The 26512-nt window shown below is 62.0% G+C and carries 26 protein-coding genes; 16 read left to right on the top strand and 10 right to left on the bottom strand.

Annotated elements, in window-relative coordinates; genetic code table 11:
• The first annotated feature begins 79 nt into the window (after positions 1-79).
• The 3 genes from IPK09_06270 to IPK09_06260 all read left to right on the top strand — a co-directional run bounded on the left by IPK09_06270 (position 80) and on the right by IPK09_06260 (position 3926).
• Complete coding sequence (locus IPK09_06270) at positions 80-1423, top strand: DUF1015 domain-containing protein (protein MBK7983222.1); 1344 nt, start codon at positions 80-82, stop codon at positions 1421-1423.
• Between the two features lie 50 nt (positions 1424-1473).
• The gene (locus tag IPK09_06265; protein ID MBK7983221.1) at positions 1474-3531 is read left to right on the top strand and encodes a GTP-binding protein; all 2058 of its coding nucleotides are present in this window, start codon (positions 1474-1476) and stop codon (positions 3529-3531) included.
• Positions 3532-3722: 191 nt separating this feature from the next.
• Entirely contained in the window at positions 3723-3926 is a 204-nt protein-coding gene (locus tag IPK09_06260; GenBank protein ID MBK7983220.1) for a hypothetical protein, read from the top strand.
• Positions 3927-4038: 112 nt separating this feature from the next.
• Here the strand turns inward: IPK09_06260 and IPK09_06255 are convergent, their stop codons facing one another.
• Positions 4039-5331: a cobyrinate a,c-diamide synthase gene (locus IPK09_06255; protein ID MBK7983219.1), complete on the bottom strand. Its 1293-nt coding sequence runs from the start codon at positions 5329-5331 to the stop codon at positions 4039-4041.
• Positions 5332-5367: 36 nt separating this feature from the next.
• Positions 5368-5862, bottom strand: coding sequence for a hypothetical protein (locus tag IPK09_06250; protein ID MBK7983218.1), 495 nt, complete (start codon positions 5860-5862; stop codon positions 5368-5370).
• Between the two features lie 135 nt (positions 5863-5997).
• Here IPK09_06250 and IPK09_06245 point away from each other — a divergent pair, with 135 nt between their 5' ends.
• Positions 5998-6264, top strand: coding sequence for a hypothetical protein (locus tag IPK09_06245; protein MBK7983217.1), 267 nt, complete (start codon positions 5998-6000; stop codon positions 6262-6264).
• 154 nt (positions 6265-6418) lie between these two features.
• Here IPK09_06245 and IPK09_06240 read toward each other — a convergent pair whose 3' ends face one another.
• Positions 6419-8050 (bottom strand): alpha-D-glucose phosphate-specific phosphoglucomutase, encoded by a 1632-nt coding sequence (locus IPK09_06240; GenBank protein MBK7983216.1) that lies wholly within the window; start codon positions 8048-8050, stop codon positions 6419-6421.
• A gap of 190 nt (positions 8051-8240) precedes the next feature.
• A complete protein-coding gene (locus IPK09_06235) occupies positions 8241-8996 on the bottom strand; it encodes a ComF family protein (protein ID MBK7983215.1) in 756 nt (251 codons plus the stop codon).
• A 74-nt stretch (positions 8997-9070) separates the two neighbouring features.
• Between IPK09_06235 and IPK09_06230 the strand changes: the two genes are divergently transcribed.
• From IPK09_06230 to IPK09_06175, 12 genes are all read left to right on the top strand, one after another.
• Complete coding sequence (locus IPK09_06230) at positions 9071-9502, top strand: hypothetical protein (protein ID MBK7983214.1); 432 nt, start codon at positions 9071-9073, stop codon at positions 9500-9502.
• Between the two features lie 39 nt (positions 9503-9541).
• A complete protein-coding gene (gene bioH / locus IPK09_06225; protein ID MBK7983213.1) occupies positions 9542-10375 on the top strand; it encodes a pimeloyl-ACP methyl ester esterase BioH in 834 nt (277 codons plus the stop codon).
• Positions 10362-11258 (top strand): malonyl-ACP O-methyltransferase BioC, encoded by an 897-nt coding sequence (bioC, locus tag IPK09_06220; protein MBK7983212.1) that lies wholly within the window; start codon positions 10362-10364, stop codon positions 11256-11258. Before bioH ends, bioC begins: the two co-directional genes overlap by 14 nt.
• Before the next feature lie 261 nt (positions 11259-11519).
• Positions 11520-13535, top strand: coding sequence for a hydrogenase 4 subunit B (gene hyfB, locus IPK09_06215; protein MBK7983211.1), 2016 nt, complete (start codon positions 11520-11522; stop codon positions 13533-13535).
• Positions 13526-14479, top strand: a complete 954-nt coding sequence (locus IPK09_06210) for an NADH-quinone oxidoreductase subunit H (protein ID MBK7983210.1) — start codon at positions 13526-13528, stop codon at positions 14477-14479. Before hyfB ends, IPK09_06210 begins: the two co-directional genes overlap by 10 nt.
• A complete protein-coding gene (locus IPK09_06205) occupies positions 14479-15144 on the top strand; it encodes a hydrogenase-4 component E (GenBank protein MBK7983209.1) in 666 nt (221 codons plus the stop codon). The genes IPK09_06210 and IPK09_06205 overlap by 1 nt, the downstream gene beginning before the upstream one ends.
• Positions 15141-16592 (top strand): hydrogenase 4 subunit F, encoded by a 1452-nt coding sequence (locus IPK09_06200; GenBank protein MBK7983208.1) that lies wholly within the window; start codon positions 15141-15143, stop codon positions 16590-16592. Before IPK09_06205 ends, IPK09_06200 begins: the two co-directional genes overlap by 4 nt.
• Before the next feature lie 158 nt (positions 16593-16750).
• Positions 16751-18295, top strand: coding sequence for an NADH-quinone oxidoreductase subunit C (locus IPK09_06195; protein ID MBK7983207.1), 1545 nt, complete (start codon positions 16751-16753; stop codon positions 18293-18295).
• A gap of 11 nt (positions 18296-18306) precedes the next feature.
• Positions 18307-18819, top strand: coding sequence for an NADH-quinone oxidoreductase subunit NuoB (gene nuoB / locus IPK09_06190; protein MBK7983206.1), 513 nt, complete (start codon positions 18307-18309; stop codon positions 18817-18819).
• A 1-nt stretch (position 18820) separates the two neighbouring features.
• Positions 18821-19654: an NAD(+) diphosphatase gene (gene nudC, locus IPK09_06185; GenBank protein ID MBK7983205.1), complete on the top strand. Its 834-nt coding sequence runs from the start codon at positions 18821-18823 to the stop codon at positions 19652-19654.
• Positions 19651-20334, top strand: a complete 684-nt coding sequence (locus tag IPK09_06180; GenBank protein ID MBK7983204.1) for a hypothetical protein — start codon at positions 19651-19653, stop codon at positions 20332-20334. Before nudC ends, IPK09_06180 begins: the two co-directional genes overlap by 4 nt.
• 25 nt (positions 20335-20359) lie before the next feature.
• The gene (locus tag IPK09_06175) at positions 20360-21313 is read left to right on the top strand and encodes an adenylate/guanylate cyclase domain-containing protein (GenBank protein ID MBK7983203.1); all 954 of its coding nucleotides are present in this window, start codon (positions 20360-20362) and stop codon (positions 21311-21313) included.
• Between the two features lie 30 nt (positions 21314-21343).
• On the opposite strand, the gene IPK09_06170 is transcribed toward IPK09_06175, so the two are convergent.
• From IPK09_06170 to IPK09_06145, 6 genes are all read right to left on the bottom strand, one after another.
• Positions 21344-22078, bottom strand: a complete 735-nt coding sequence (locus tag IPK09_06170; protein MBK7983202.1) for an amino acid ABC transporter ATP-binding protein — start codon at positions 22076-22078, stop codon at positions 21344-21346.
• Entirely contained in the window at positions 22071-23039 is a 969-nt protein-coding gene (locus IPK09_06165) for an amino acid ABC transporter permease (GenBank protein ID MBK7983201.1), read from the bottom strand. Before IPK09_06165 ends, IPK09_06170 begins: the two co-directional genes overlap by 8 nt.
• Positions 23040-23041: 2 nt before the next feature.
• Positions 23042-23839: a transporter substrate-binding domain-containing protein gene (locus IPK09_06160; protein MBK7983200.1), complete on the bottom strand. Its 798-nt coding sequence runs from the start codon at positions 23837-23839 to the stop codon at positions 23042-23044.
• A 296-nt stretch (positions 23840-24135) separates the two neighbouring features.
• Positions 24136-24936: a transporter substrate-binding domain-containing protein gene (locus tag IPK09_06155; protein ID MBK7983199.1), complete on the bottom strand. Its 801-nt coding sequence runs from the start codon at positions 24934-24936 to the stop codon at positions 24136-24138.
• A gap of 125 nt (positions 24937-25061) precedes the next feature.
• Positions 25062-25214: a hypothetical protein gene (locus IPK09_06150; GenBank protein ID MBK7983198.1), complete on the bottom strand. Its 153-nt coding sequence runs from the start codon at positions 25212-25214 to the stop codon at positions 25062-25064.
• On the bottom strand, positions 25204-26454 hold the full coding sequence (locus tag IPK09_06145) for an aspartate aminotransferase family protein (protein ID MBK7983197.1): 1251 nt from the start codon (positions 26452-26454) through the stop codon (positions 25204-25206). Before IPK09_06145 ends, IPK09_06150 begins: the two co-directional genes overlap by 11 nt.
• Between the last annotated feature and the right edge of the window lie 58 nt (positions 26455-26512).

Below are 26512 nucleotides of genomic sequence, written 5' to 3'. Positions count from 1 at the left end.
GTTAAGCTGGGGCGATTTCCGCAACCCCGCCGCCCGCTGACGAGCGCGGGCCGTGTCGCCAACCCAAGAGTGACCGTCGATGAATTTTGCACAGATCGGCTTGCAAATCCCCACGATCCTGCTGCCTCGAACCGGCACGGATTTGACCCAGTGGGCGGTGGTCGCCTGCGATCAGTACACCTCGCAGCCGGATTACTGGCGACAAGTGGAAAATCTGGTGGGCGAAGCGCCGTCCACGCTGCGGTTGATGTTGCCGGAAGTGTATTTGGATGCGAGCGACGAGGCGCAACGGATCGCCGCCATTCAAGAGGCCATGCGTAGCTATTTGGCCCGCGACATCCTGGCGCCGCAGCCGCTGGGGTTCATTTTGGTCGAACGGGAAACGAGGCGGGGCCGTTCGCGCAAGGGCTTGGTCGCGGCCCTGGACCTTGAGCACTACGATTATCATGCGGGCGCCAAGACCTTGATCCGGCCGACTGAGGGCACCATTTTGGAGCGGTTGCCGCCCCGGATGCGGGTGCGCGAGAACGCGCTTTTGGAATTGCCACACGTGATGGTGCTGATCGATGATCCCGACCGCACGGTCATCGAGCCGCTGTTTGCCGAACCGCAAGAGCGTCTGTATGACTTTCCGCTGATGCTGGACAGCGGTCGGGTGCGCGGCTGGCGAGTGTCTCATCCGCTGTTGATTCAATGGGCGGTGGAGCATTTGACGCGCTTGGCCGATCCGGCGGTTTTCGCCGCCCGTTACGGTGTGACGGATGAGCCGGTATTGCTTTACGCCATGGGGGATGGCAACCATTCCTTCGCGACCGCCAAGACTATTTGGGAGAATCTCAAGCGCACCGCGCCCGATCCGGTTGCGATCATGAACCACCCAGCCCGCCACGCACTGGTCGAATTAGTCAACCTGCACGATCCGGGGCTGGAATTTGAAGCGATCCACCGGGTCGCGTTCGAGGTGCGGGCCGAGCACTTGCTGGCGGCGTTCGGCGCTTTTCTTACGGCCCGAGGCTCCGCGCTGACCGTGCTGGACGCAGCCTCGTGGGACGCGGCGCGGCGGACTCGGTTGGAAATACAGCGCCCCGACCGTCACGCGATTTGCTTTCTGAGCCAAGACCGTTGCGGGGTGCTGGTTATCGAGCGACCGCGCCTGACGCTGCCGGTTGCCACGCTACAGGCTTTTCTGGATCAGTATCTGAAGGACCGGCCCGGCACGCGGCTCGATTATATCCACGGTGAGGATGTGCTGGAACAGCTCGGCCGGCAACCGGCTAATGTCGGATTCTCTCTGCCGGCCCTGGCCAAGGGCGATTTTTTCCGCACCGTTATCCGCGACGGCGCCTTGCCGCGCAAGACCTTCTCGATGGGCGAGGCCGACGAGAAGCGGTTTTATCTGGAATGCCGGCGGATCGTGTCCTGAACCCGCTCGCCTCCTCCAGGCCGATCGATTGAATCAAGTGAGAATTTTGCATGACCAAGGCCCCGGACCTCGCGCGGGTGCGCAACATCGGCGTCGCCGCTCATGTGGACGCCGGCAAGACCACGCTGACCGAGCGGATGCTGTACTACGCCGGCGCTTCCCACAAGATCGGCGAAGTCCACGAGGGCGCGGCCCACATGGATTACATGGTCGAGGAACAGGAGCACGGAATCACCATCACCGCCGCCGTCACCCAGTTGCCGTGGCGCGAGCATCTCGTTCAATTGATCGATACCCCCGGCCACGTCGATTTCACCATCGAAGTCGAACGGTCGATGCGGGTGCTGGACGGTTGTGTGATCGTGTTGGACGGGGTGCGGGGCGTGGAGCCGCAGACGGAAACCGTGTGGCGTCAGCGCACCCGATTCCGCTTGCCGACGCTGTTTTTCGTCAACAAGTTGGATCGGCCCGGCGCCGATTTCGCGCGGGCGCTGGCGACGGTGCGCGAGCGGCTTGCCGTCGAACCGGTGGCGGTGACGGTGCCGCTCGCGGATTATGACGGCACCGTCGTTCAGTTGATCGATAAAACCCGCTTGCGCTTCGGCGGTGAGCGGGGCGAACAGCTCGAAATCACGCCTTGCGATGAGGCGACCTGGGAACAATTGCGACCCTGGCGGGAAAGTCTGTTGCTGGCGGCGGCCGAAATGGACGACGCGCTGGCCGAGCAGGTATTGACCGATGCGGAACCTGAACCGGCGGCGGTGTGGGCGGCGCTGCGTCAGGCCGCGCTGGCGGGTAAGTCCTGTCCTTGTTTCGCCGGCAGCGCGCTGCGCAACCAGGGTGTACAGCCGTTATTGGATGGCATCGTCCGGCTGTTGCCGGCTCCGACCGAGCGTCCGCCCAGCTTGGCGCACCGGCCCGACGGCGCTGAGGAGCGGGTGGTGCTGGCGGCGAGCGGTCCGCTGGCGGCGCTGGCGTTCAAGGTGCAGATGTGGGAGGGCCGCCGCCATGTGTTCGCCCGGTTGTATCGGGGTACGCTGAAACCCGGTGATGAGGTGGTGATCCCCGGTCCCAACGGTAGCCTGCGCCAAGAGCGGGTGGCGCGCTTGTTCGACGTGGACGCCAACCACAAGATGCGGCTGGATCAAGCGACCGCCGGTCAGATCGTGTTGCTGGCGGGTCTGCGCTGGGCGACTACCGGCGATACGCTGTGCGCGCCGTCGCATCCGCTGTGGCTGGAGCGGATCGAGACGCGCGAGCCCGTGCTGGGGCTGGCGATCGAACCGCAATCTGGCGCCGACGAGGAAAAACTGTTGGAGGCGCTCGACAAATTGCAGCAGGAAGACCCGACACTGCGGGTCGAGGAGGATGTGGAAACCGGCCAACGGATCCTGCGCGGGATGGGGGAATTGCACTTGCAAATCGCCGAGGAGCGATTGCGGCGGGAGTTCAACGTCAACATTCGAGTCGGTGCTCCCGCTGTGGTGTGGCGTGAAACTATCGCCCAGCCCACCGAGGCCGAAAGTTTGTTCCACCGCCAGATCGAACAGCCGGACGGCAAGAAGCTGGAGATGAAAGCCTGGGCGCGGGTGGCGGTGCAACCCCTGGCCCGAGGGGGCGGTAAGTTGGTAACTTCGGAACCGTTGCTCAGGCCCGAAGGCGCCGGGTTGAATCCGGCGCAACGGGATGCGGTGGCGGGTGGCGCTGACGATGCGCTGGCCAGCGGCCCGGCGACCGGCGCGCCGTTGCAGGATTTGGCGGTTCGGGTGCTGGAGGTGGAATTATTTGGGGCGTTATCCAGCCCGCAGGCGCTGCGGGTGGCGGTGGCGGAGGCGGCGCGCAAGGCGATCTCGCAAGCCGGCGGGCTGGCGCTGCGGCCGATCATGACGACCGAAGTGGTGGTGCCGGAAAGCGAGGTCGGCGCGGTCATGGGCGATTTGCAGGCGCGGCGGGCCGTGATTCGGGATACCACCACCTTGGGGGAGATGACCATCATCCACTGCGACTGCGCGCTGGATCGCTTGCTGGGCTACATCACCGACCTGCGCGGCATGACGCGCGGGCGCGGCCAGTTCACCATGCATTTCGATCGGTTTGATGTGGGATAAAATTTAGCTGCACTGCACAAAAACCTTACAGCGAAGGCTGTATTTGCGAGGCTTTTAATTTAGAATGAAGCGGCGATTTTCCTGACGCGGAGTCGCCGCCAGCGTTTTAGATCCAGGATGATGTGGGCTGATGGCGTGTGGGGCGATCTGACGGGTTGCCATAAAAATCATAAATTTTGGAGCGTGTTCTCATGAATCGAAACAGGTCGGAATTCTTCGATCCCACTCAGCTGTTCGGGGATTTTATCAACGTGACCAGTCAAGTCCATTCGGCTGGTGTTGATGCACTGATGAACAATTGGGAGGGCGGGCTGGATTTTTTCGCCAATCTGCTCAAGCAGGCCGAAGAGGTCACCGCTCGCGGTAATGCCCTATTTGCCAATAGGAGCCAATAAAATCGTTGTGCCTAGAAGCCGGATGGCGGCAGCATTTTTGGAAATAAAATATTCAAGCCGCCGGCTGCTAGGCAGCCCTGCCTCCATGCTCTGGAGCGGTGAGGAGCATCCTCTAGCTTGGCTTGAACAGCCGTGCCGTTGCCGCCGGATTGCTAGCAAAGTACAGATGCAAATAAGAGGCGGTCAACCGGTCCAGCCGATAGACGGCTTCACCGGGTTTGCCATCGCGCTGGCGGCGGCCGTGCGCCAGCGGTTGCAACGGCGTTTCCAGCTTGGAGTGGTGAAAAGTATGCCCGCGCAATTCGCCTTCCGGCAGTTCCACCGCCTGCATTCCGAGACTGACCAGTTTCGACTGTAACACCGCATGACCTGGCAGCAGGCCCAGCATCGGCGCGCGGTGGCCCGCGTTGTCCGCCAGAGACTCCAAGGTATATAGCAGGCCGCCGCATTCGGCATAAAGCGGTTTGCCGGCTTGATGGTGCCCCCGCAAGGCTTGGCGCAGCGAGCCGTTGGCCGCCAGGGTGTCAAGATGCAATTCCGGATAGCCGCCGGGAAGGTACACGGCGTCTATCGCTGGTAGTTCGGTATCGACCAGCGGCGAGAAGAACACCAGTTCCGCGCCCAATGCCCGCAGCGTATCCAGATTGGCCGGATACAGAAAGGCAAAGGCGGTATCACGGGCGACGCCGATCCGTACCCCTTCAAGCAGGGGCGGCGGCGGTTCGAGGGCCGCGGCTGGAAAAGTCACTGGTGGCGGCAATTTCGCCAGCGCGGTCTGGGCGATCCGCGCGGCGGCGTTTTCCAACCGGTTTTCCAAATCGGCGATTTCAGCCGCCTGCACCAAGCCGAGATGGCGGTCGGGCAGGGCGATTTCGCCATCGCGTGGCAGCCAGCCGTAATCATGCAAATGGGGTGGCAGACTCTCGGCCAGCAACTCGGCATGACCCGGCCCCGCGACCCGGTTGGCCAGCACGCCGGCGAACGGTAGGCAGGGCCGATAATGCGCCAAGCCGTGCGCCACCGCGCCGAAGGTTTGCGCCATGGCATTGGCGTTGATCAAGGCCAGTACCGGAACGCCGAACAAGCCGGCGAGATCGGCGCTGGACGGTGTGCCATCGAACAACCCCATCACGCCTTCGATCAAGATTAAATCGGCGTGCTGGGCGGCTTGATAGAGCAGGGCCTTGCAGTGGCTTTCACCGGCCATCCATAAATCGAGTTGATAGACCGGCTGGCCGGAGGCCCGCTCCAGGATCATGGGATCGAGAAAATCGGGCCCGGTCTTGAAGGCCCGCACCGTGCGGCCCTGATTGCGATGATGGCGGGCGAGGCCGGCGGTGACGGTGGTTTTACCCTGGCCGGAGGCCGGGGCGCTGATCAGCAGAGCAGGACAGGTGGCGGACATCAGGTTTTGAAGAATCAACAGGTAGGACGGCGAGAATCAAACGTTTTCCTCGGCGGTCTTCCACGCTCGCATCAAGACCCAGACCATGAGGGATATAGCGCCGGTCCGCACCAGAAACGCCAACGCGGTGTCCTGGTTCAACATGCCCCAGCGGCTTAGAATTTCAGTCCAATCGTGGAAGTCGGCCGGGTCCAGCCCACCGACCAGCGGCAGTTCATGGGCGCGGGCATCGGCCATGTAGCGAGCGATGTTCAACAGATTTTCCCCGACCCACACCAAGCAGGTATAAAAGCCGTAACGCTGTTCGCGGCGATAGCATTCCCAGGCGCAGGCGGCCGGCATCAGCAGTTGCATGAGCGTGCCGCCATACACGGCCAAACGGCTGGAAAGCAAGCCAAAAACGGGATGGCCCGCCTCATGGAATGCCAGATTGGCGCTATCGAGAACCGGCACCCATCCCCACAAGACGTGACAGACAACAAGGAGCGCGGCAGCGACGGTGAGCAGGATTGCTGGAAGTTTGTCGGACATGGTCAAGTGAATGGGGGACGATGAAAGTCGCGCTGTGCGGTCACCGCACCTTCAGCCGGCAGTTCAGCATTGAATCACTGGTAGGGTTGATGGCTAGCCGTGATGCTATCAGAAAACAGAGGGGACTCAAGCGGGTTGGTTCACGTCACCAACGCACGTTCGGGCGCGCTCCAAAAGCAGCTTTCGCTGGCGTTCGTTGCGCGCGAGCGCTGCGGCGCGTTCGAATTCCGCGCGGGCTTCGGCGGCGCGACCGAGTTTGGCGAGCAGGTCGCCACGCACGCTCGGCAGGAGCTGATAGTTTTTGAGAGTGGGTCCCGCAATCAGCCTATCGACAATTTCCAGGCCCGCTGCCGGGCCGGAACGGGCAGCACGTTTTCTGGTATCGAAGTTGCGTCTGCGTAAGATTCGCGGAGACGCTGTGCCGGCGGGTCGGAGGAACTCGCGGCTAAACAGAAGGAACGCCCATCCGCTGGGTCGCGGAGCGTCGAAGCAGGACTTTGAAGCCTGACTGCCCTTCTCAAATCAGCGTTCGAGAGAGGGCGGTCAGAACGAAAGATCAGGTAATGACGGTCGGGGCTTCGCGGCCGGTGCGTTCGCGGATGCCGGCCAGTTTGTTGGCGATGCCGATCAGCTCGGCCAGCGCTTTTTGGGTGTCGAGATCGTGCTTGGCGGGATCGGGTTCGTAGGCTTCGATATAAACCCGCAGCGTCGCGCCTTCGGTGCCGGTGCCGGACAGCCGGTAGACGATGCGCGAGCCGTCCTTGAAGCCGATACGGATTCCCTGCTTGTCACTCACGCTGTCGTCGATGGGATCGACATAGCGGAAGTCGTCGGCGTAGTCGACCGTATACGATCCCAATTTTTGTCCCGGCAGGGAGGCGGATTGAGCGCGCAGCGCGTTGACCAGACCATCGGCGGCCTTGCTGTCGACCGCTTCGTAGTCGTGGCGGGTGTAGTAGTTGCGCCCGTAGCCGCGCCAGTGCTCGCGCACGATGTCCGCCACCGATTGCTGGCGCGCGGCCAGAATGTTCAGCCAGAACAATACCGCCCACAATCCGTCCTTCTCGCGCACGTGATCCGAACCGGTGCCGAAGCTTTCCTCGCCGCACAGGGTGATCCGACCGACATCCAGCAGATTGCCGAAGAATTTCCAGCCGGTCGGCGTTTCGTAGCAGTTCAGCCCCAGCTTGGCGGCGACTCGATCCGCCGCTTGGCTGGTCGGCATCGAGCGGGCGACGCCGGTCACCCGACTGCGATAGCCCGGCACCAGTTTGGCGTTGGCCAAAATCACTGCCAGGCTGTCGCTGGGGGTCACGAAGAAATGCCGGCCCAGCACCATGTTGCGGTCGCCGTCGCCGTCCGAGGCCGCGCCGAAATCCGGGGCGTCGGGACCGAACAGATGGTCGGCCAATTCCTTGGCGTAAACCAAGTTAGGGTCGGGATGGCCATGGCCGAAATCTTCCAGCGGCACGCCGTTGATGACCGTTCCCGCCGCCGCGCCTAACCGGTTTTCCAGGATTTCGCGCGCGTAGGGACCGGTCACCGCGTGCATGGCGTCGAAGCGCATCCGAAAGCCCGATTTGAACAGGGCGCGAATCTTGTCGAAATCGAACAAATGCTCCATCAGGTCGGCGTAATCGCTGACGGAATCGACGATATCCACCCGCATGTCGCCGATCACGGTGGACCCTATTTTGTCCAGGTCGATATCGGGGGTGTTCAGCCGGTGATAGCGGGTGATGTGCTGGGTGGCGGAGAAGATGGTCTCGGTGACTTTTTCCGGGGCCGGTCCGCCGTTGGGAGTGTTGAATTTGATGCCGAAATCCTCGTCGGGACCGCCGGGATTGTGGCTGGCCGACAGGATGATGCCGCCTCGGGCGTTGTGTTTGCGGATCATGTGGGAGACGGCGGGCGTCGAGAAGATGCCGCCCTGACCCAGCAGGACCTGGGTGCAACCGTTGGCGGCGGCGATGCGCAGAATGATCTGAATCGCTTGCCGGTTGTAATAGCGGCCGTCGCCGCCGACCACCAGCGGAGAATCTTCACCTTCGCGCTGGGTATCGAAGATGGCTTGCACGAAATTTTCCAGATAATTCGGCCGTTGGAATACCTTGACCTTTTTACGAAGCCCCGATGTGCCGGGCTTCTGATCCTGAAATGGCTGGGTGGAGATGGTTTCGACAGTCATCGTGGGGTACTCCTTTCGGCATTTTATTTGGTGTTTCATTGAAGATTATGCGCTTGTTGGCGGCGGGATAGAACAGCTTGGCCGCGTCGGAAGGGAGATCGCTATTCCCAAATCAGGTAATGAAAGGCGGCGGAGATCAAGGCCATTGCGAGCCAGAACGCCAGCCAGCGGAGCGCCGGGCCGCTGAAGTTCAGGCGGCGGCGCGGGCGACGGCCCAGATTTCGAGGTCCGTCACGCCCCCGGCGCGCAACGTCCTGGCGCATTCCGCCACGGTGCTGGCGGTCGTGATCACGTCATCCACTAGAACGACTCGTTTTCCTTGCAACGGGCGCGACAGCATAAAAGCCCCCAGCAGATTGGTCTGGCGCTGGCGGGCATCCAAACCGGTCTGCGGCGTGGTATGCCGGATGCGCCGCAAACCGTCCGGCACTAAGGGAACCTGAAAGCGTCGGGCGGCGGCGCGGGCCAGTTCGAGCGCCTGATTGAAGCCGCGTTCCCGCAGCCGCAGCGGATGCAGAGGCACGGGCACGATGCAATCCGGCAAGCCCGCGGCGCGGGCGGCCAGCGCGTCGGCCAGCAGCTCGCCCAACAGTCGCGCGTGACTCAGCCGGTTGTTGAATTTCAAGCCCAGAATCAAATAATCGACCGGCGGTCTATATCTATACAGGAAGGGTGCGAAAACCCGGTCAAAATCCGGCGGGTGCCGCAGACAAAGCCCGCAAGGCCCTTTCGATTCCGCCGCCAGCGGCAGGGCGCAGCACGGACAGGCCGGCGCATTGAGGGGCAGCTCGCCGGCGCAACCGGCGCACAGGTCGCGCCCGCTTGCGCCGGCCGCCCCGCACAGCAGGCAAAGCGGCGGCAACAGCGCGTCTTGAAGCCGGTTCAACCAGCCGGTAAGCCACGGCAACCGCGCCCGGTTGACAAGGTGTTGGGCGTTAGAGAACATGCCATTACAATCACATCTTTTTCATAATGCTTTTTGATAACGAGAATAAAGTCATGTCAAGTACAGGTTTCGTCATGCATCTCATAGAGTCGAGCGAAGACACCGTCATCGGGAAGATCGCGCGCGGCTCCTCCGCCAAACGCGCCGCCACCCTGATGAATTATGGCAATATCATCGCGATCCTGCTGCCGTTTCCCCTGCTGATTTTCTGGTTCGGCGCGTCGATGTTGGTCTACGCCATGAACCGCCATCACCCCAATCCCAAGGTCGGTCACTACACGCAGCAGGCCGCCACCCGATTTTATGCCGTCACCGGCTTTTTCATCGTGATCGGCACCTTCTTTCCGGGCAACAACTGGACGTGGCATCTGATCTTCTGGATCGTGGCGATGTTGATTCTGATCCCTTGGTCGATCATGGACTTGCGGCGCATCCAACGGGATCGATGGATCGATATTCCACTGGATGAAGAAGGCCATCCCTCGCCCGGCGCGGCGCTGGCGTAAACGGTCGCTGGCCGTCAGCCAGACCCGCCGCGCGCCGCCATGTCGCCAGTTCCCAAAAGCGCCAAACCCGGCTGGCCTGACGCGCGTCCGGGCGCTGGGCCAGCCCTCTACACCCACACGCTGGGAACCGGCTCGGACGTGGTGCTGGTGCACGGCTGGGGGATGCACTCCGGGGTGTGGGAGGATGTCGCCGAGGCGCTGTTCGACCACCATCGGGTGACCGTGGTCGATTTGCCGGGCTACGGGTTCAGCCGGACGCTGGACATCCCCTACGATCTCGACACGCTATGCCAGACGGTCGCGGCGGCGGTGCCGGCGCCAGCGGCCTGGGTCGGGTGGTCGCTGGGCGGGCTGGTCGCGCAGCGACTGGCGATCGCCGCGCCGGAGCGGGTCAGCCGGCTGATTCTGACCAACAGCTCGCCCTGTTTCGTGCGCCGGCCCGATTGGCCGCACGGCATCGCTCTGTCGGTCTTGCACCAGTTCGCCCAGCAACTGCGCCAGGACCATCGCGCCGTGCTCAAGCGGTTTATCGCCCTGGAAGTTTACGGCAGCGAACAGGCCGCCGAGCAATTGCGCCGGCTCAAGGCCATGCTGTTCCAGCACGGCGAACCGGCCCTGTCCGCGCTGGAAGGCGGCTTGGCGCTCTTGGAAAACACCGATTTGCGCGCCGGATGGCCTCGCATGGCCTGTCCGATTTTGATGATGCTGAGCCAGCGCGATCAGTTGGTGCCCGCCAGCGCCGGTGCGGCGCTGGTGGAGCGGTTGCCGAAGATCCGGCTCAAGCTATTCGACCGCGCCGGCCATGCGCCGTTTTTCTCTCATTTGGATGAATTTGTCGCCGAACTGCGAGCCTTTCTCGATGCGGGACCGTGAAAGCTCGCCGTTCGAACTGGATCGCCGGGCGCTGCGCCGGGCGTTCGCGCGAGCCGCCGCCGGTTATGAGCGAGCGGCGGTGGTGCAGCGCGAGATCGGCGGTCGCTTGCTGGAACGGTTGGATCTGATCAAGCTCGACCCGGCGGTGATTTTGGATGTCGGCTGCGCCACCGGTGAAATAACGGCGCTGCTGTTCAAGAAATATCGCCGGGCGCGGATTATCGGTCTGGAGCGGGCGCCGGCGATGGTGAAAGCGGCTTGCAAGCGGGCGCCCTGGCTGCGGACCCTGTACGGCGCGGTCGGCGAGCCGGAAGCATTGCCGTTGGCCGGCGCCAGTTGCGACCTGATTTTTTCCAATCTGGCCCTGCAATGGTGCGGCCAGTTGGATCGCGCCTTCGCGGAATTCCGGCGCGTGCTCAAGCCGGGCGGGGCGCTGCTGTTCAGCACCCTCGGCCCCGATACCCTGATCGAATTGCGGCGCGCGTGGCGGGCCGCCGACCCTCATCCCCACGTTCACGCTTTTCTGGATCTGCACGACATCGGCGATGCCTTGCTGCGGGCGCGCTTGGCCGAACCGGTCATGGATGCCGAACGACTGACCCTGACTTACCCGGACCTGACCGGGTTGATGGCGGATTTAAAATCCCTGGGGGCTAGCAACGTGACGTCTGGCCGCGCCCGTGGCCTGACCGGCAAGGACCGACTGCGAGCGATGCGGGAGGCTTACGAGCAAGTCCGCGGCGCCGATGGGTTGTTGCCTGCGACGTGCGAGGTGGTGTACGGTCATGCTTGGGGGCCGGTTGCGGATCGCTCCCGGCACCGCGAGGATGGGACGGCGGTGTTCCCCTTGGCGGGCTTGCAGCGGCGGCGCGACGGCGGCTGAAGCGCCGGTCCGGGCAAAACTCTCTATTTCCCAATCGCCTTTTGCCGGTTTGAGCGGTTGTTTCAGACCAAGGCTGCGATGTGGTCGCCAGGAAGCGGCGCGGGAGCTTTGCTATTATGATCGTGGCCACACCATTGAAAATTACCCAGGGCCTTGGCGGGAAGCCGGCTCGGTCGAACGATCGAGTCCTGATTCACCCTCATGCGCCTCGATCCACCATCACGCGGGTTACCGCGTGCCAGCGGGATACGTTTCGCACGCATGTTGCTGCCATTGCTGTTAGGGCTGCCGCTAGTGCTGCTCGCTTGCGGCGTTTATGCGGTTGTCGCGGCGCACCGCTCGGAGAGCAGCCGCCGGATATATGGGGCCGCGCTGGCGGTTTGCCTGTTGTTGCTGGCGCTGGCGCTAGGCTATTTGCTGGCCAGAGACCCGCCGCTTGAACTCGCGTTGCCGCTGGGCCTGCCGTGGCTGGGGATGCATTTCCGGCTGGACGCCCTGTCGGCTTTCTTCTTGATCGTGGTCGATCTGGGCGGCGCGATCACCAGCCTGTTCGCCTTGGGCTACGGCCAGCACGAACGTGCGCCGGAACGGGTGTTGCCCTTCTTTCCGACCTTTTTGGCGGGCATGAATTGGGTGGTGCTGGCCGATGACGCCTTCTCCTTCCTGTTCGCCTGGGAGTTCATGTCGCTCGGTTCGTGGGCGCTGGTCATGGCCCACCATCAGGAATCCGCCAACGCCCGCGCCGGCTATCTTTATCTGGTCATGGCCTTTTTCGGTACCTTGGCGTTGCTGCTGGCGTTCGGTCTGCTGGCGGGCCCGGACGGTGGCTATGATTTCGCGGCGATGCGGGCCGGTCAGACCACGCCGGGGCAGTCGGCCTTGGTGTTGGTGCTGGCGTTGCTGGGCGCGGGCTCCAAGGCCGGACTGGTTCCATTGCATGTCTGGTTGCCGCTGGCTCATCCCGCCGCGCCCAGCCACGTATCGGCGCTGATGAGCGGGGTGATGACCAAGGTGGCGGTCTACGGCTTCATCCGCATCGTGTTCGATCTGCTGGGCGAGCCGGTGTTGTGGTGGTGGGGCGGAGTGGTGCTGGCCGTGGGCGGCATCACCGCCGTGCTGGGCGTGCTGTACGCACTGATGCAACACGATCTGAAACGGCTGCTGGCCTATCACACCGTGGAGAACATCGGCATCATCTTCATCGGCTTGGGGCTGGCCCTGGCGTTTCAAGCCAATTTGTTGTACTTCAACGCCGCGCTGGCGCTGAGCGCCGCGCTGTTTCACGTCCTCAATCATTCGCTGTTCAAGAGTCTGTTGTTCCTGGGTTCGGGCGCGGTGCTGACCGCCACCGGCGAGCGCGACATGGAGCGGCTGGGCGGTTTGATCCACCGGATGCCGCAGACCGCGCTGGCGTTTCTGGTCGGCTCGGCGGCGATTTCGGCGTTGCCGCCCCTGAACGGCTTCGTGTCGGAATGGATGACCTTTCAAGCGATTCTGAACAGCCCCGAACTGCCGCAGTGGCTGCTCAAATTCCTAGTGCCGGCGGTCGGTGCGCTGTTGGCCCTGTCCGCCGCGCTAGCCGCGACCTGCTTCGTCAAGGCGTTCGGCATCACTTTTCTGGGACGGCCGCGCTCGCCCGCCGCCGCGCAGGCGCGGGAAACCGACCGTTATTCGCTGGTCGCGATGTTCGTGCTGGCGGGGTTGTGCCTTCTGGCGGGGATTTTGCCGGGCTTGGTGGTGGACGGGTTGGCGCCGGTGGTGGCATTGCTCAACGGCGGCGCTCGTCTGGGGGATCAATACCATCAGCCCTGGTTGACCTTGGTGCCGGTGGGCGCGTTGAAGAGTTCTTATAACGGCCTGCTGGTGATGTTTTTCATGATGCTGGCGGCGTTCGCCGCCGCTTTGCTGATCCACCGCTTCGCGTCCGCCGTCGTCCGGCGCGGTCCCGCTTGGGATTGCGGCTTTCCCGACGCCAGTCCCGCGACGCAGTACACCGCCGGCAGCTTCGCCCAGCCGATCCGCCGGGTGTTCGGCACCCTGGTCTTTCAGGCCCGCGAGCGGGTGACGATGCCGCCGCCCGGCGACCAGCGAGCGGCGCGGCTGGATGTCGAGTTGCATGATCCGGTGTGGGAACGCGCTTACGCTCCCATCGCCGCTGCGGTGATCGCGCTCTCGACCCGCTTCAATTACCTGCAATATCTCACCATCCGCCATTATCTGAGTCTGGTGTTCGGCGCGCTGGTCGTGTTGCTGCTAGGGATGGTGCTATGGCGCTGATCGATTATTTCGTCCAGGGCTGCCACATGGTGCTGGTGCTGGCGCTGGCGCCGCTGTTGACCGGTTGGGTGCGCTGGATCAAGGCGCGGTTGCTGCGCCGGCGCGGGCCAGCGCCGCTGCAACCTTACCGCGATCTGATCAAGCTGTTGCGCAAGGACGTGGTGTTGGCTGACTCCGCATCCTGGCTGTTTCGGGTCGCGCCTTATCTGATCTTCGCCGCGCTGTGGGTGGCGGCGGCGCTGGTACCGAGCTTCGCCGGCGGCTTGCCCTTCATGTGGGCGGCGGACTTGATCGCCATCGTCGCCTTGCTGGGAACGGCTCGCTTTTTTCTGGCGCTGGCGGGACTGGATATCGGCACCAGCTTCGGGGGCATCGGCTCCAGCCGCGAGATGATGATTGCCTCCTTGGCCGAACCGGCCATGCTGATGATGGTGTTTACGCTGTCCCTGCTGGCGGGCACCACCGAACTGTCGTCGGTCGCGCGCTTCATGCTGACCGCCGATGTAGGGTTGCGGGTATCCCTGGCGCTGGCGCTGCTGGCCTTGACCATCGTGGCCATCGCCGAAAACGCCAGGATTCCGGTCGACAATCCAGCCACCCATCTCGAATTGACCATGGTCCATGAGGCGATGGTGTTGGAGTATTCCGGCCGCCATCTGGCGCTGATCGAATTGGGTTCCTCGCTCAAGCTGCTGCTGTATCTGTCGCTGATCGCCTGCATCTTCGCGCCGTGGGGCATGGCGAGCGCCGGCGCGGGTTTGAATGCCTATCTGTTCGGGGTGGTGGTTTATGCGGCCAAGCTGGCGTTCGGTGGGCTGTTGCTGGCGTTGTTCGAGACCAGCATCGCCAAGATGCGGGTGTTCCGGGTCGATCAGTTCTTGGGCGCGGCGCTGATGTTGGGTTTGCTGGGCGCGCTGTTGCTGTTCGTGTCGCGGAGCCTGTGATGCACGGTCTGGAATTCGATATCGCGCATTTTCTGGCCGGCGGCATGGTGGTGGTGAGCTTCCTGCTGTTGTATCAGGATCGGGTCTATGCGCTGCTCAACACCTTCGCCCTGCATTCCCTGGTGCTGGCGCTGGCGGTCGGCTGGCAAGCCTACATCCAGGAAGCCCATCACCTGTACGTGACCGCCGGCATCGCCCTGCTGTTCAAGGCCATCGTGATTCCGATGGCGCTGCGCCGCATCGTCCGGCAACTGGGCATCCACCGCACCCTGGAGGTGGTGGGAGGCGTGGGTCGCGACATGCTGGCCGGCACGGCCTTGGTGGCGCTGGCGATCATGGTCATGCTGCCGGTGACGGCGGGCGCGGACGCGCTGGCGCGCGAAGATCTGGCGTTCGCGTTGGCGGTCGTGCTGTTGGGTTTGTTGCTGATGGTGAACCGCCACAACGCCATCAGCCTGGTGATCGGGTTCATGTCCTTGGAAAACGGCCTGGTGCTGGCCGCCGCCGGGGCGCGCGGGATGCCGCTGGCGGTGGAGATCAGCGTGGCCTTCTCGGTGCTGATCGCGCTCATCGTGATCGGCGTCTTTCTGTTCCGCATCCGGGAGCGTTTCGATAGCGTGGACATGCAGGCCATGGACACCTTCCGGGAGGGCCGGCGGAAATGAACGGCTTGGGCGTTTTGGCGATGGCCGTGCTGCTGGTCGTTCCGGCCGGCGCCGGGCTGGCGCTGGTGTTGTTGTCCGGCTACCGACGCGGCGCGCGGCTCAACGTCGGCGCGGCGCTGGCGAGCCTGGTGGCCAGCCTCACGCTGATTTGGGCGCGGCCGGACGCCAACCTCTATTTGCGGGTCGATGATTTCAACATCTACCTGATCGTGTTGAACAATCTGGTCAGCTTCAGCACCAGCCTGTTCAGCGCCAGCTACATCGCGCACGAACTGGAAACCGGCAAGCTGACGCCGGCCTATCTGCGGTTTTATCACGCTACCTACCAAGCCCTGATCTTCGCCATGAATCTGGCGCTGCTCGCCAACAACATCGGCCTGCTGTGGGTGGCGATCGAACTGGCGACGCTGATTACCGTGCTGATGGTCGGCCTCTACCGGACGCCGGCGGCGCTGGAAGCGGCCTGGAAGTATTTCATTCTCGGCAGCCTCGGCATCGCCCTGGCCCTGTTCGGCACCATCCTGATCTACTTGGCGGCGCAGCCGGTGATGGGGCAGGGCTTGCCGGCCATGGCTTGGGACCGGCTGCTGGCGCACGCCGGCCAGTTCGATCCGGCGCTGCTCAATCTGGCGTTCGTGTTCCTGCTGCTGGGCTACGGCACCAAGGCTGGACTGGTGCCGCTGCACGCGTGGTTGCCCGATGCCCACGCCGAAGGCCCGACCCCGATTTCGGCGGTGCTGTCCGGCTTGCTGCTGAACGTGGCGCTGTATGCGGTGCTGCGCTTCAAGATGCTGATGAGCGCCAATCCGGCGGCGCTGGCGCCGGGACCGCTGATGGTGATTCTGGGGTTGCTATCGTTGCTGTTCTCCGGCCTGATGTTTTATCGGCGGGGCGATGTCAAGCGCCTGTTCGCTTATTCCTCCATCGAGCACATGGGCGTGATCACTTTCGCCTTCGGCATGGGGGGGCCGCTGGCTAATTTTGCGGGCCTTTTGCACATGACCATGCACAGCCTGACTAAATCGGCGATTTTCTTCGCGGTCGGCCATATTTCCCAGGTCAAGGGCACCCAGCGGATTTCCACCATTCGCGGCTTGACCGTCACCCATCCGCTGCTGGGCTGGGGCTTGGTGGCGGGGGTGATCGCCATTGCCGGGATGCCGCCGTTTGGAGTGTTCATGAGCGAGTTTTTGGTGGTCAGTTCCACCTTCGCCCGTCAACCGCTGCTGGCTTTGGTAGTGGTGGTCGGCTTGTTGCTGGCGTTCGGCACGTTATTGTGGCGGCTGCACGGACTGGCCTTCGGCGTGCCGGACAATGCGCCGGTCGTTTCGATCAAAGCCAGCACCTTCCCGATGTTGTTGCATTTGACGTTGGTGTTTCTGGCCGGAATTTGGCTGCCGGGGCCGCTGGTCGCTTGGTTCAATCACGTCGCGGTTTTGCTGGGCTGAGGAGCTGGAGTGGGATTTTTAAAGGCGCCCGCTTTGCGACGATCCTCCTTGGCTTATTGTCTATTGGCGCTCATCCCAATTCTAAGTTATGTCGCCTTGGTTTTTCATTTTAGGGTCAATATACCGCTATTGGTGGTGATGAGAGCGAATGGAAGATGATGACTGCTAAAATCGAACCTGCCGGCAAAACTTCCGCATTGTGGGATGTTTTGAAGACTGGGCGGACCATCGTCCAGCATCATCCCTGGCCGCGCGCGGTCGTGAACCCGGAAGCTTGGTATGACCTGATTCAAGCCCTGGCGGGTGGATCGTTGACCCTGCTGGGTTTGTGGGGCGAAGCGGATACGGTGCATCTGGCGCTGTACGAGGAAGCGAGCAGCGCGCTGGGAGTGGCGAGCTTATCGTGTTTGGACGGTCGGTTTCCGTCGGTGGCCCGCCGCCATGCGCCCGCGCAGCGTTTGGAGCGAACCCTTGTCGATCTGGTCGGCCTGCAAGCGACGGACCCGCCCGATCTGCGGCCGTGGCTGGATCACGGCCGGTGGCCGGTGGCTCATCCGCTCGGTTCGACTCGCCAGCCGCCCCGCACCCTGCCGCCCTATGCGTTTCTGCCGGCGGAAGGCGAAAGCCTGCATCAGATTCCAGTGGGGCCGGTTCACGCCGGCATCATCGAGCCCGGCCATTTCCGCTTTACCGCCAACGGTGAGGCGGTGGTGCGGTTGGAAGAACGGTTGGGCTATGTCCACAAAGGCGTCGAAGCGCTGCTGGCGGGCGCGCCACTGGAGCGGGCGGCGCGGTTGGTGGGGCGGGTGTCGGGTGACAGCACCGTGGCTTATGGGCTGGCCTTCGCCCGCGCCGTCGAAGCGGCGACCGCAACGGCCATCCCCGAACGCGCGCAGTGGTTGCGGGCGCTGATGGCCGAGTTGGAGCGGCTGGCCAACCATTGCGGCGACATCGGCGCGATCTGCAACGACGCGGCTTTTGCGCTGATGTTGGCGCATTGCGGCGTGTTGCGTGAACAGGTATTGCGAGCCAGCGCGGCCTGTTTCGGCCATCGGTTGATGATGGATGGCATCGTGCCCGGCGGAGTGGCCGCCGATCTGGCGGCGGAGGGCGAGAAGCCGTTGCGCGAGCTGGTCGCCGAGTTTCGCCGCCAGTTTCCGCCGCTGGTCGAATTGTACGACAACACCGCCTCACTCCAAGATCGGACCGTCAAAACCGGTTTTGTCCGACCGGCTTTGATCAAGCAATTCGGCTGCGGCGGCGTGATCGGTCGCGCCGGGGGCCGTCCCTTCGACGCCCGCCGCCAGCCCGGTTATCCACCCTACGATCAGTTGGAGTTTGAGGTGCCGGTATTGACCGACAGCGATGTCAACGCCCGCGTGTGGTTGCGCGTTCGCGAGGTGGAGCAGAGCTTGGCGCTGATCGAGCAAATCTTGAATCGCTTGCCGGCGGGTCCGGTGCGGGCCAAACTCAATCGCCCCGAACCAGCCGGTGAAGGCATGGCGTTGGTCGAAGGATTTCGCGGCGACGTGCTGGTGTGGCTGCGGTTGAACGCCGACGGCACGATCGCCCGCTGCCATCCGCGCGATCCGTCGTGGTTTCAGTGGCCGCTCTTGGAAGCGGCCATCGAAAACAACATCGTGGCGGATTTTCCGCTTTGTAACAAATCTTTTAACTGCTCGTATTCGGGCCACGATCTTTAGAGGCGGTCGCCATGCGCAAGCTTTTGTTGCAAAGCCTGGTGCGATTGCCGCTGACGGTACCCGCCCCGCCACCGTCCGAGCAGGCGCTAGCCGAGCTGGCGGCCCAGGTCGATCGGGCCGCCCGGCGGCGCCTCGGTCGCAGTCTCTCGATCCGCCAAGTAGACGCCGGTTCTTGCAACGGTTGCGAGTTGGAAATTCATGCGCTCAACAATGCCTTCTACGATCTGGAGCGCTTTGGGTTCCATTTCGTCGCCTCGCCGCGTCATGCCGATGTGCTGCTGGTGACCGGACCGGTCACCGTCAATATGAAAGAAGGCTTGGAGCGAACTTATCACGCCACACCCGATCCCAAATGGGTAGTGGCGGTCGGCGATTGCGGGCGCGACGGCGGAGTGTTCGCCGGCGGCTATGCGTGCGTCGGCGGCGTTTCCGCCGTGATTCCAGTGGATCTTCATATCGCCGGCTGCCCGCCGGACCCCCTGCAACTCCTGGCGGGATTGTTGGCGTTGTTACAGGTCGCTTGATATTGTGTTGACCTTACCGGATGATTTTCAGCCGGGCTTGTTGCCGGCGGACGCCAGTGATACTCCGATCCAGTGGTTCGTGTTCGCCGGTGGCAACCTGTTGGTGCGTCCCGTGGCCGATCGGTTTGAATTACCCGCCGCCTCGGTCTGGCCTTTTGCCAAGCTCGCGACGACGCGCCGGCTGTATTTGGGGTCGCTGCGCGGCCAGCCTTGCCATGCCGCCGAGGTGGAAACCCACATCGCCCCGCCGGGCATGGCATTCGAAAGCTTGCGCGCCTTGTGGACGCGGCTCGACGAAGGCGTGCTCGGCGTGGCCAGCCACGCGGCGCAACTGATCGAATGGGATCGCAGCCATCAGTTTTGCGGCGGCTGCGGCGCGCCGACCCAGCGGCGGGCCGATGAGCGTGCCCGCCATTGCGCGGCCTGTGGCTCGATAGCCTATCCGCGCTTGTCGCCGGTGGTCATGGTGCGGGTGGTGCGGGACGGCCAAATTCTGTTGGCCCGCGCGCCCCGGTTCGCGCCGGGCGTCTATAGCGTGCTGGCCGGTTTTGTGGAAGCGGGCGAAACGCTGGAACAAGCCATCCATCGGGAAGTCGCCGAGGAAGTCAACATCCGGGTGGGCAACCTGCGCTATTTTGCCAGCCAGTCCTGGCCGTTTCCCCATTCGCTGATGATCGCGTTCACCGCCGAGTATGCGGAGGGGGAGTTGCGGGCGGACGGCCGGGAAATCGTCGATGCCGGTTGGTTCGCGCCCGATGCGTTGCCGGGCTTGCCCAGCCCGATGAGCATGGCGTGGCGGCTGATTCAAGATTTCGCGGCGCGAGCGACCCGGTGAGCGTTCTGCCGCAAGCCCCGGTCGCCGCCAGCGATCCGCTGTGGCGGGAAGCGCGCTTCGTGGCGTTGTGGAACCGCGCCGCCGGCGGCGCTGCAACGGCGGCGAGCGCGATTTACCAGCGGTTGGCGCGGCTTTATGGCGAATCCCATCGCCACTATCATACTTTCGAGCATATCCGCCGCTGCCTGGAGGAGTTCGATGCAGTCGTGGCGTTGACGGATGATCCCGACCACATCGAAATGGCCTTGTGGTTCCACGATGCGATTTATGCGCCGGGAGCGCCGGATAATGAGCAGCGCAGCGCTGACCTGTTCCAACGCTGTGCGGAGGGCGGTATGGATGAACGCTTTCGGCAGTCGGTGCGGGAGCTGATCATGGCGACCGCTCACCGCCGGGCGCCGGTCCGGCGGAATGACTGTTTTGTCGTGGATATCGACCTTTGCAGCTTCGGATCGCCTTGGGAAACGTTCGAACGGGACGGCCGGCGGATTCGTGCTGAGTTTGCCGGAGTGCCCGATGACCGGTACTATCCCAATCTCCTGCGGTTTTTACGCGCCTTACAGAGTCGGCCGACGTTTTTCTTCACCGATTACTTTCAACGATGCTACGAAGCCATCGCTCATGCGAACACGCAACGGCTAGTCGAGGAGTTGCGCGCTCGCGGTTATAGTCTCGTCTGACGATCCGATCTTGGGGGCTCAGAACATGATTCAAAAACTGAGCGGCCTGACCACGCCGGGAGACCGGCCGACATCGGGCGAACAGGTATCGGCCACTGTGCTGTTCGCCGATATTTGCGGGAGTACCCGGTTGTTCGAGCAGTACGGCGATCGGCAGGCGCGGCAAATCGAAAGCCGGGTCTTGGAATTGCTTTCGGCCAGAACGGCCGAGTTCGATGGGAAGGTCGTCAAAACCATCGGCGATGAAATCATGAGCCGGTTTCCGAACCCGGAAGGGGGCGTGAGCGCCGCCTGCGACATGCACGCCACGCTAAAGGCTGATCCCGTGTTGCGGGACTTGAATATCGCGGTCAAGATCGGTTTGCATGACGGACCCGTCTTGATCGAACAGGGGGATTTGTTCGGTGACGCGGTGAATATCGCCGCCCGGATGGTGTCGCAGGCCAAGGCCGATCAGATCATCACCACGCGCAAGACGGCGGGGCTGTTGTCGGACGACTGGACGCAAATGATCCGCAGCCTCGGTTGCGTAAGGGTTCGGGGCAAACAGGATGAAATGGAAATCTGCGAGATTCTCTGGCAAGAGGAAAGCGCCAGCCTGACTCAGCTTTTCAACGTCGACCGCCAGGAAGAACTACGTAACTTGCTGTTGCGGCGTTTGATCCTGGACTATCGGGGTCGCAGGATCGAAGTGGTGCCGAGTTCCCAGCTTTTCCGCATGGGGCGCGGCGGCATGAACGAATTGGTGGTGGATCGAGAGCTGGTTTCGCGCAGTCATGCCGATATCGAGTTCCGGCAAGGCAAGTTTATCCTGATCGATCACAGCACCAACGGCACGTATCTAACGCTGGAAAACGGCGGCCGTTTCTTCGTGCGCCGCGAAGAATTCACGCTTCAGGATCGCGGTATCATTTGCCTGGGGCAGGCGATTTCCGAGCAGAATCCAGACATCATCCACTATTCCTACAGCTATAGCTGAAGCTCCGGCGCCGCGGAAACCCGCGCAAAATCACAAAACCTGTTTCAAAAAGACTCGTGCTCGGGCTTCCTTGGGGGCGGTAAAAAACTCGGCCGGCGGCGCATCTTCCAAAATTTTGCCGGCATCCATGAACATGACCCGGTGCGCCACTTCGCGGGCGAAGCCCATCTCGTGAGTCACCACCGCCATGGTCATGCCTTCGCGAGCGAGTTGTTGCATGACATCCAGCACCTCGCCGACCATTTCCGGGTCGAGCGCGCTGGTCGGTTCGTCGAACAGCATCACCTTGGGGTCCATCGCCAGGGCGCGAGCGATGGCGACCCGCTGTTGTTGGCCGCCCGACAAGCGGGAGGGGTACTCATGCGCCTTCTCGGCGATACCGACCTTGGTCAACAGCGCCATCGCTTTATCCTCGGCTTCGGCGGTTTTTCGTTTGCGGACCACGCGCTGGGCCAAGGTCACATTGTCCAGCACGGTCTTGTGTGGGAACAGGTTGAAATGCTGGAACACCATCCCGACTTCGCGGCGAACCGTATTGATGTTGGTTTTGCTGTCGCCCAAATCCACCCCGTCGATGATCACTTGACCGTCGTCAAAGGCTTCCAGGCCGTTGAGGCAACGCAGAAAGGTGGATTTGCCGGAGCCGGAGGGACCGATGACGACCACCACTTCGCCCTTGCTGATCCGGGTAGAAACATGATCCACCGCGCGCACTGGTGTGCCGCGACCCTCGAACACCTTGACTAGATTGTGGACTTCAATCACTGCGGGCGAACCTCCGTTCCAACCAGAACAGCAACTGCGACAGCAGCGAGGTGACCACCAGATATAGCAGAGCGACCGTAAACCAGATTTCGAAGGTGGCGAAACTGGAAGTGATGATCTCGCGGCCGCTCTTGGTCAGATCGGTGATGGCGATGACCGAGACCAGGGATGAGTCCTTGATCAGGCTGATGAATTGTCCGGCCAGCGGCGGCAGCACCCGCTTGAGGGCTTGCGGTAGCACGATGTGGGTCATGGTTTGCGTGGCGGTCATGCCCAGCGACCGGGCCGCCTCGGTTTGGCCCCTGGCGATGGATTGAATGCCGGCACGGATGATCTCGGCGGTATACGCGCCGACGAACAGCGCCAAGGCGCCCACGCCGGCGACGATCCGATCCAGATTCAACACCGTGCCGATGAAGAAATAGAAGATGAAAATCTGCACCAAGAGCGGAGTGCCACGGATCAGCTCGATGTAAAACACCGCCAGACCGCGCAAGGTCGGGTTCGGCGACAGCCGGCACAAGCCGGTGATCAAGCCGACGATCAGGCCGATGAAGCCGGAGATGAAGGAAATCCAGATCGTGACCCATAAGCCTTGGGTCAGCGGGCCGATTTTCCAATGTCGCTGCGCGCCGACATCATCACCCTCGGCGAGGGAATCGCCGGTTTTAACCTTTAAGGTAGCGGTTTCGACCAACAGCGAGACGGGTTGACCGCCATCGGCCGGTGCGATTTCCACTCGGCTGTCGGTGCCAGCGGGGCTGATTTTGCGGACTTGACCGGCGACCGGCGCGGATTGCGCGTCCTCGCCCTGATAGAAAAAATACTGCGGCACCCGCTCCCAGCGCCATTCGTAATTGACTCGTTTGGTCGCCACCCACAGCCCGGCGGCCAAGACCAGCAGGATCAGCGCCAGCAGCCCGTGCCAAGGCCACTGGACGGAAGGTCGTTTCAGGGGCACGGCTACTGCACGTCTTTCAGCCAGTCGGTATTTTTAAACCACTTCTGATGCAGTTTTTCGTGGGCGCCTTCTTTTTTGATCTTGGCGAGGAAACCGTTGATCGCTTCCAGGAATTCTGGATCGCCTTTGGCGATGGCCCAACCGATCGGCTCGTCCGTGAAGGGTTTATCGAGAAAGACCAATTTCCCTTCGCCGCGCTGGGCGTTGGCGACCAGATTGTAGGGAGCATCGTAAATGAAGGCGTCAACCTTGCCGTTGACCGTTTCCATCACCGCTTCCGCTTCGGTTTCGTAGGAGAAATATTTGGCCTTGGGGATATATTTCTTGGCGGCGATCTCCCCGGTGGTGCCGAGTTTGGAGGCGATCTTATAGTCCGGCTTGTTGAGATCCCGATAGGACTTGACCTTTTCAGCCAGGTCCTTGCGCACTAAAACGGTCTGGCCGATCAGCATGTAGGGATCGGCGAAGCTGATCTTTTCCTTGCGTTCGTCGGTGATGGTCATGCCGCTCATGATGATGTCGCACTTGTTGGTGATCAGCGCCGGGATGATGCCGTCCCAGGCGGTGCTGATCAAATCCAGCTTCGCCGCGCCCAGTTCCTTGGCCATCAGGGCGGCTAAATCGGGGTCGAAGCCAATGATTTGGCCGCGCTTGTCGGTCATTTCGAACGGCATGTACGCTGGTTCCGTGCAGACCCGCAGACCATCTTTCTTGATTTGTTCCAGTTTGCCAGCCCAGGCAGGTGACCCAGATAGATTGAACAGGGCGAGCGCGGCGAGCGCGACCAGGCGCTTTTTCATGCGGGAGTGCTCCTTTACGGTGAGTGAAATCCAAAGGCCGTGAGGCGAAGCTCCGGTGAGGTCAATCGGTGCCGTCTAAATAATAGTATTACAAATTATTTTTTTGCATGAATTCAGTCGTGACTTGTTGTTTGAACGACGGATATCAAGACGGTTGTCGCTCGCCCAACATCCTTGCCAGTCGCCTACCAGCGCCCGAAATGACGGGCCGCTGGCAGTCAGCTTCTTAGCCCCGTCTTTCCGCACTCGGCCGATCATCTCGGAGCACCGGCCGAAATACTATTCTGATGATCCGGTTACGGCAGGTCTTTCAGCCAGCTCGTGGATTTGAACCACTTTCGGTAGATGGCATGTTTAGTCCCGTCTTTATCAATTTTTTTGATGAAGGCATTAAGCCAGCTCAGAAATTCCGGGTCGCCCTTGCGTATCGCCCAGCCGATAGGCTCGAAAGTGAACGGCGAATCCAAGAGGACCAGTTTCCCTTCCCCGCGTTGCCCGACGGCCACCGCGTTGGAGGGCGAATCGTAGATAAAAGCATCGACTTTGCTATCGAGGACTTGTGTTACACCCTCCTGTTCGGTTTTGACCGGGAGGTATTGGGCTTTTGGTATATGGGTCTTGACTGCGGTTTCGCCGGTGGTGCCTTGTTTCGAAGCGACTTTAAATTTTGGATCATTCAAATCACTGTAAGATTTTATTCGGTCTTCTAGGTCCTTACGAAGCAGCACCGTCTGACCGATCACGATATAAGCGTTACTGAAGTCGATTTTTTGGCGGCGCTCCTCGGTGATGCTCATGCCGCTCATGATGATGTCGCACTTGTCAGCGATCAGCGTCGGGATAATGTCATTCCAAGGCGTATTGATCATTTCTAATTTGGGGGCGCCCAGCTCCTTGGCGGTGAGTTCGGCCAAGTCGGGATCAAAGCCGATGATTTTTCCTTGCTTGTCGAGCATGATGAACGGCATATAACCGGGTTCCAGGCAGACGCGCAGGCCGTCCTTCTTGATTTGTTCCAGTTTGCCGGCCCAGGAGGAGGACGACCAGGGCAAGCTGAGCAAGGCCAGCGCGGCAAGCGCCATCAGTCGATTTTTCATGCGGTTAATTCCCTATGCTATAAAGTTTGGAATAATTTATTAAGTGACGTTCCGGCGGATCAGCCAACCGAAACGTCTTTGTGACATGCAAATGTAGGTCCAGCACGTAAAGCGTGGGTCGCGACTCAAGTCGATTTGCCTTCGTCCAGCAACTCGCGAATGACCATGCGAGCGCCGCACTTGGGGCAATTCGGCATCTCTTCAATAGGGATGTAGATGATCGAGGTGTAGCGGCACCTCGGACATTGGATTTGTACCGGTTCCGCTTTATCGCGCATGGGCTAGCTCCTCTCCCGCCTGGGCGGTTTCAGTCAAAAGCCCGTCGATGGCTCGCTCGAAGCGGCGCAAGCCTTCCTCGATCAGCTCGTCAGGGATGATCAGGGACGGGGCCAACCGGATCACATCCGGTCCCGCCACCAAGACCAGCAAGCCTTGCTCCAGCGCGGCTTTGATGAAATCGCGGCTGCGGCCATGCCAGGGTTCAGTCAGCTCGCAGCCGAGCAACAAGCCTTTGCCGCGCAATTCCCGAAACACGCCACAACGTTGGTTGATGCGCTGCAATCCGGCCATGAGCAGTTCGTGCTTGCGACGCACGCCGGCCAACAATTCGGGATCGCTGAGCAGTTCCAGGGCCGCTCCCGCGACCGCGCAGGCCAGCGGGTTGCCGCCGTAAGTGGTGCCGTGACTACCGGCGGTCAGGCTGGCGGCGATGGTCGATGTGGTCAGCATGGCGCTGATCGGGAAACCGCCGCCCAGCCCTTTGGCCGTGGTCAAGATATCGGGCGTGACGCTGTAGCCCATATAGGCGTAGAGATGGCCGGTACGGCCGTTGCCGGTTTGTACTTCGTCGAAAATCAGCAAGGCTCGGTGCCGATCGCACAGTTCGCGGATTCCTTCCAAGAATTCCAGAGTGGCGCTGATGACGCCGCTTTCACCCAGTACCGGCTCCACGATCACCGCGCAGGTGCGGTCGGAGATGGCGGCGGCGAAAGCGGGCAGATCGTTGAAGGGAACGTGAGTGATGCCCGGCGGCAAGGGTTCAAAGCCTTCGGTGTATTTGGCTTGCCCGCCGACCGTCACGGTAAACAGCGTGCGACCGTGAAACGAGGGGGTGAAGGCGATGATCTCGCGCTTGTCCGGCCCGCCGTGGTCGGCGGCGTATTTCCGGGCCAGTTTGAGTGCGGCCTCGTTAGCCTCGGCCCCGGAATTGGCAAAAAATACCCGTTCGGCGAAGGTCAACTCGCACAGCCGACGAGCCAGCTTGAGTGCGGGTTCGTTAGCCAGCACGTTGCTGACGTGCCAGAGCTTTTGCGCCTGTTCGGCCAGCGCCGCGACCAACTTGGGATGGGCGTGGCCCAGCACGGTGACGGCGATGCCGCCGGCAAAGTCGATGTAATCACGGCCTTCCTGGTCCCACAGGCGCGAACCTTCGCCACGCACCGGGATGATCGCCGCTGGGGCGTAGTTGGGTACCATGACTTCATCGAATAATGCGCGGGTAACGGAAGGACGACTCATTGAAGGTGATCCTGAGCGATGTCTGAAGCTAGAAATCATAGCATTACTGCCCATGAGG

The sequence above is a fragment of the Candidatus Competibacteraceae bacterium genome (assembly GCA_016713505.1).
Taxonomy (GTDB): domain Bacteria; phylum Pseudomonadota; class Gammaproteobacteria; order Competibacterales; family Competibacteraceae; genus Competibacter_A.
The sequence above is the reverse complement of the archived record's forward strand: the minus strand, read 5'-3'. Positions and strand labels throughout refer to the sequence as shown.

Coding starts and splice junctions, on each gene's coding strand:
- hyfB (MBK7983211.1), top strand. CDS start 11,520: ATGTTGCTGCCATTGCTGTTAGGGCTGCCGCTAGTGCTGCTCGCTTGC.
- IPK09_06230 (MBK7983214.1), top strand. CDS start 9,071: ATGCATCTCATAGAGTCGAGCGAAGACACCGTCATCGGGAAGATCGCG.
- IPK09_06210 (MBK7983210.1), top strand. CDS start 13,526: ATGGCGCTGATCGATTATTTCGTCCAGGGCTGCCACATGGTGCTGGTG.
- IPK09_06195 (MBK7983207.1), top strand. CDS start 16,751: ATGACTGCTAAAATCGAACCTGCCGGCAAAACTTCCGCATTGTGGGAT.
- IPK09_06265 (MBK7983221.1), top strand. CDS start 1,474: ATGACCAAGGCCCCGGACCTCGCGCGGGTGCGCAACATCGGCGTCGCC.
- IPK09_06260 (MBK7983220.1), top strand. CDS start 3,723: ATGAATCGAAACAGGTCGGAATTCTTCGATCCCACTCAGCTGTTCGGG.
- IPK09_06255 (MBK7983219.1), bottom strand. CDS start 5,331: ATGTCCGCCACCTGTCCTGCTCTGCTGATCAGCGCCCCGGCCTCCGGC.
- IPK09_06205 (MBK7983209.1), top strand. CDS start 14,479: ATGCACGGTCTGGAATTCGATATCGCGCATTTTCTGGCCGGCGGCATG.
- IPK09_06200 (MBK7983208.1), top strand. CDS start 15,141: ATGAACGGCTTGGGCGTTTTGGCGATGGCCGTGCTGCTGGTCGTTCCG.
- bioC (MBK7983212.1), top strand. CDS start 10,362: ATGCGGGACCGTGAAAGCTCGCCGTTCGAACTGGATCGCCGGGCGCTG.
- nuoB (MBK7983206.1), top strand. CDS start 18,307: ATGCGCAAGCTTTTGTTGCAAAGCCTGGTGCGATTGCCGCTGACGGTA.
- IPK09_06150 (MBK7983198.1), bottom strand. CDS start 25,214: ATGCGCGATAAAGCGGAACCGGTACAAATCCAATGTCCGAGGTGCCGC.
- IPK09_06175 (MBK7983203.1), top strand. CDS start 20,360: ATGATTCAAAAACTGAGCGGCCTGACCACGCCGGGAGACCGGCCGACA.
- IPK09_06235 (MBK7983215.1), bottom strand. CDS start 8,996: ATGTTCTCTAACGCCCAACACCTTGTCAACCGGGCGCGGTTGCCGTGG.
- IPK09_06240 (MBK7983216.1), bottom strand. CDS start 8,050: ATGACTGTCGAAACCATCTCCACCCAGCCATTTCAGGATCAGAAGCCC.
- IPK09_06270 (MBK7983222.1), top strand. CDS start 80: ATGAATTTTGCACAGATCGGCTTGCAAATCCCCACGATCCTGCTGCCT.
- bioH (MBK7983213.1), top strand. CDS start 9,542: ATGTCGCCAGTTCCCAAAAGCGCCAAACCCGGCTGGCCTGACGCGCGT.
- IPK09_06160 (MBK7983200.1), bottom strand. CDS start 23,839: ATGAAAAAGCGCCTGGTCGCGCTCGCCGCGCTCGCCCTGTTCAATCTA.
- IPK09_06250 (MBK7983218.1), bottom strand. CDS start 5,862: ATGTCCGACAAACTTCCAGCAATCCTGCTCACCGTCGCTGCCGCGCTC.
- IPK09_06145 (MBK7983197.1), bottom strand. CDS start 26,454: ATGAGTCGTCCTTCCGTTACCCGCGCATTATTCGATGAAGTCATGGTA.
- IPK09_06155 (MBK7983199.1), bottom strand. CDS start 24,936: ATGAAAAATCGACTGATGGCGCTTGCCGCGCTGGCCTTGCTCAGCTTG.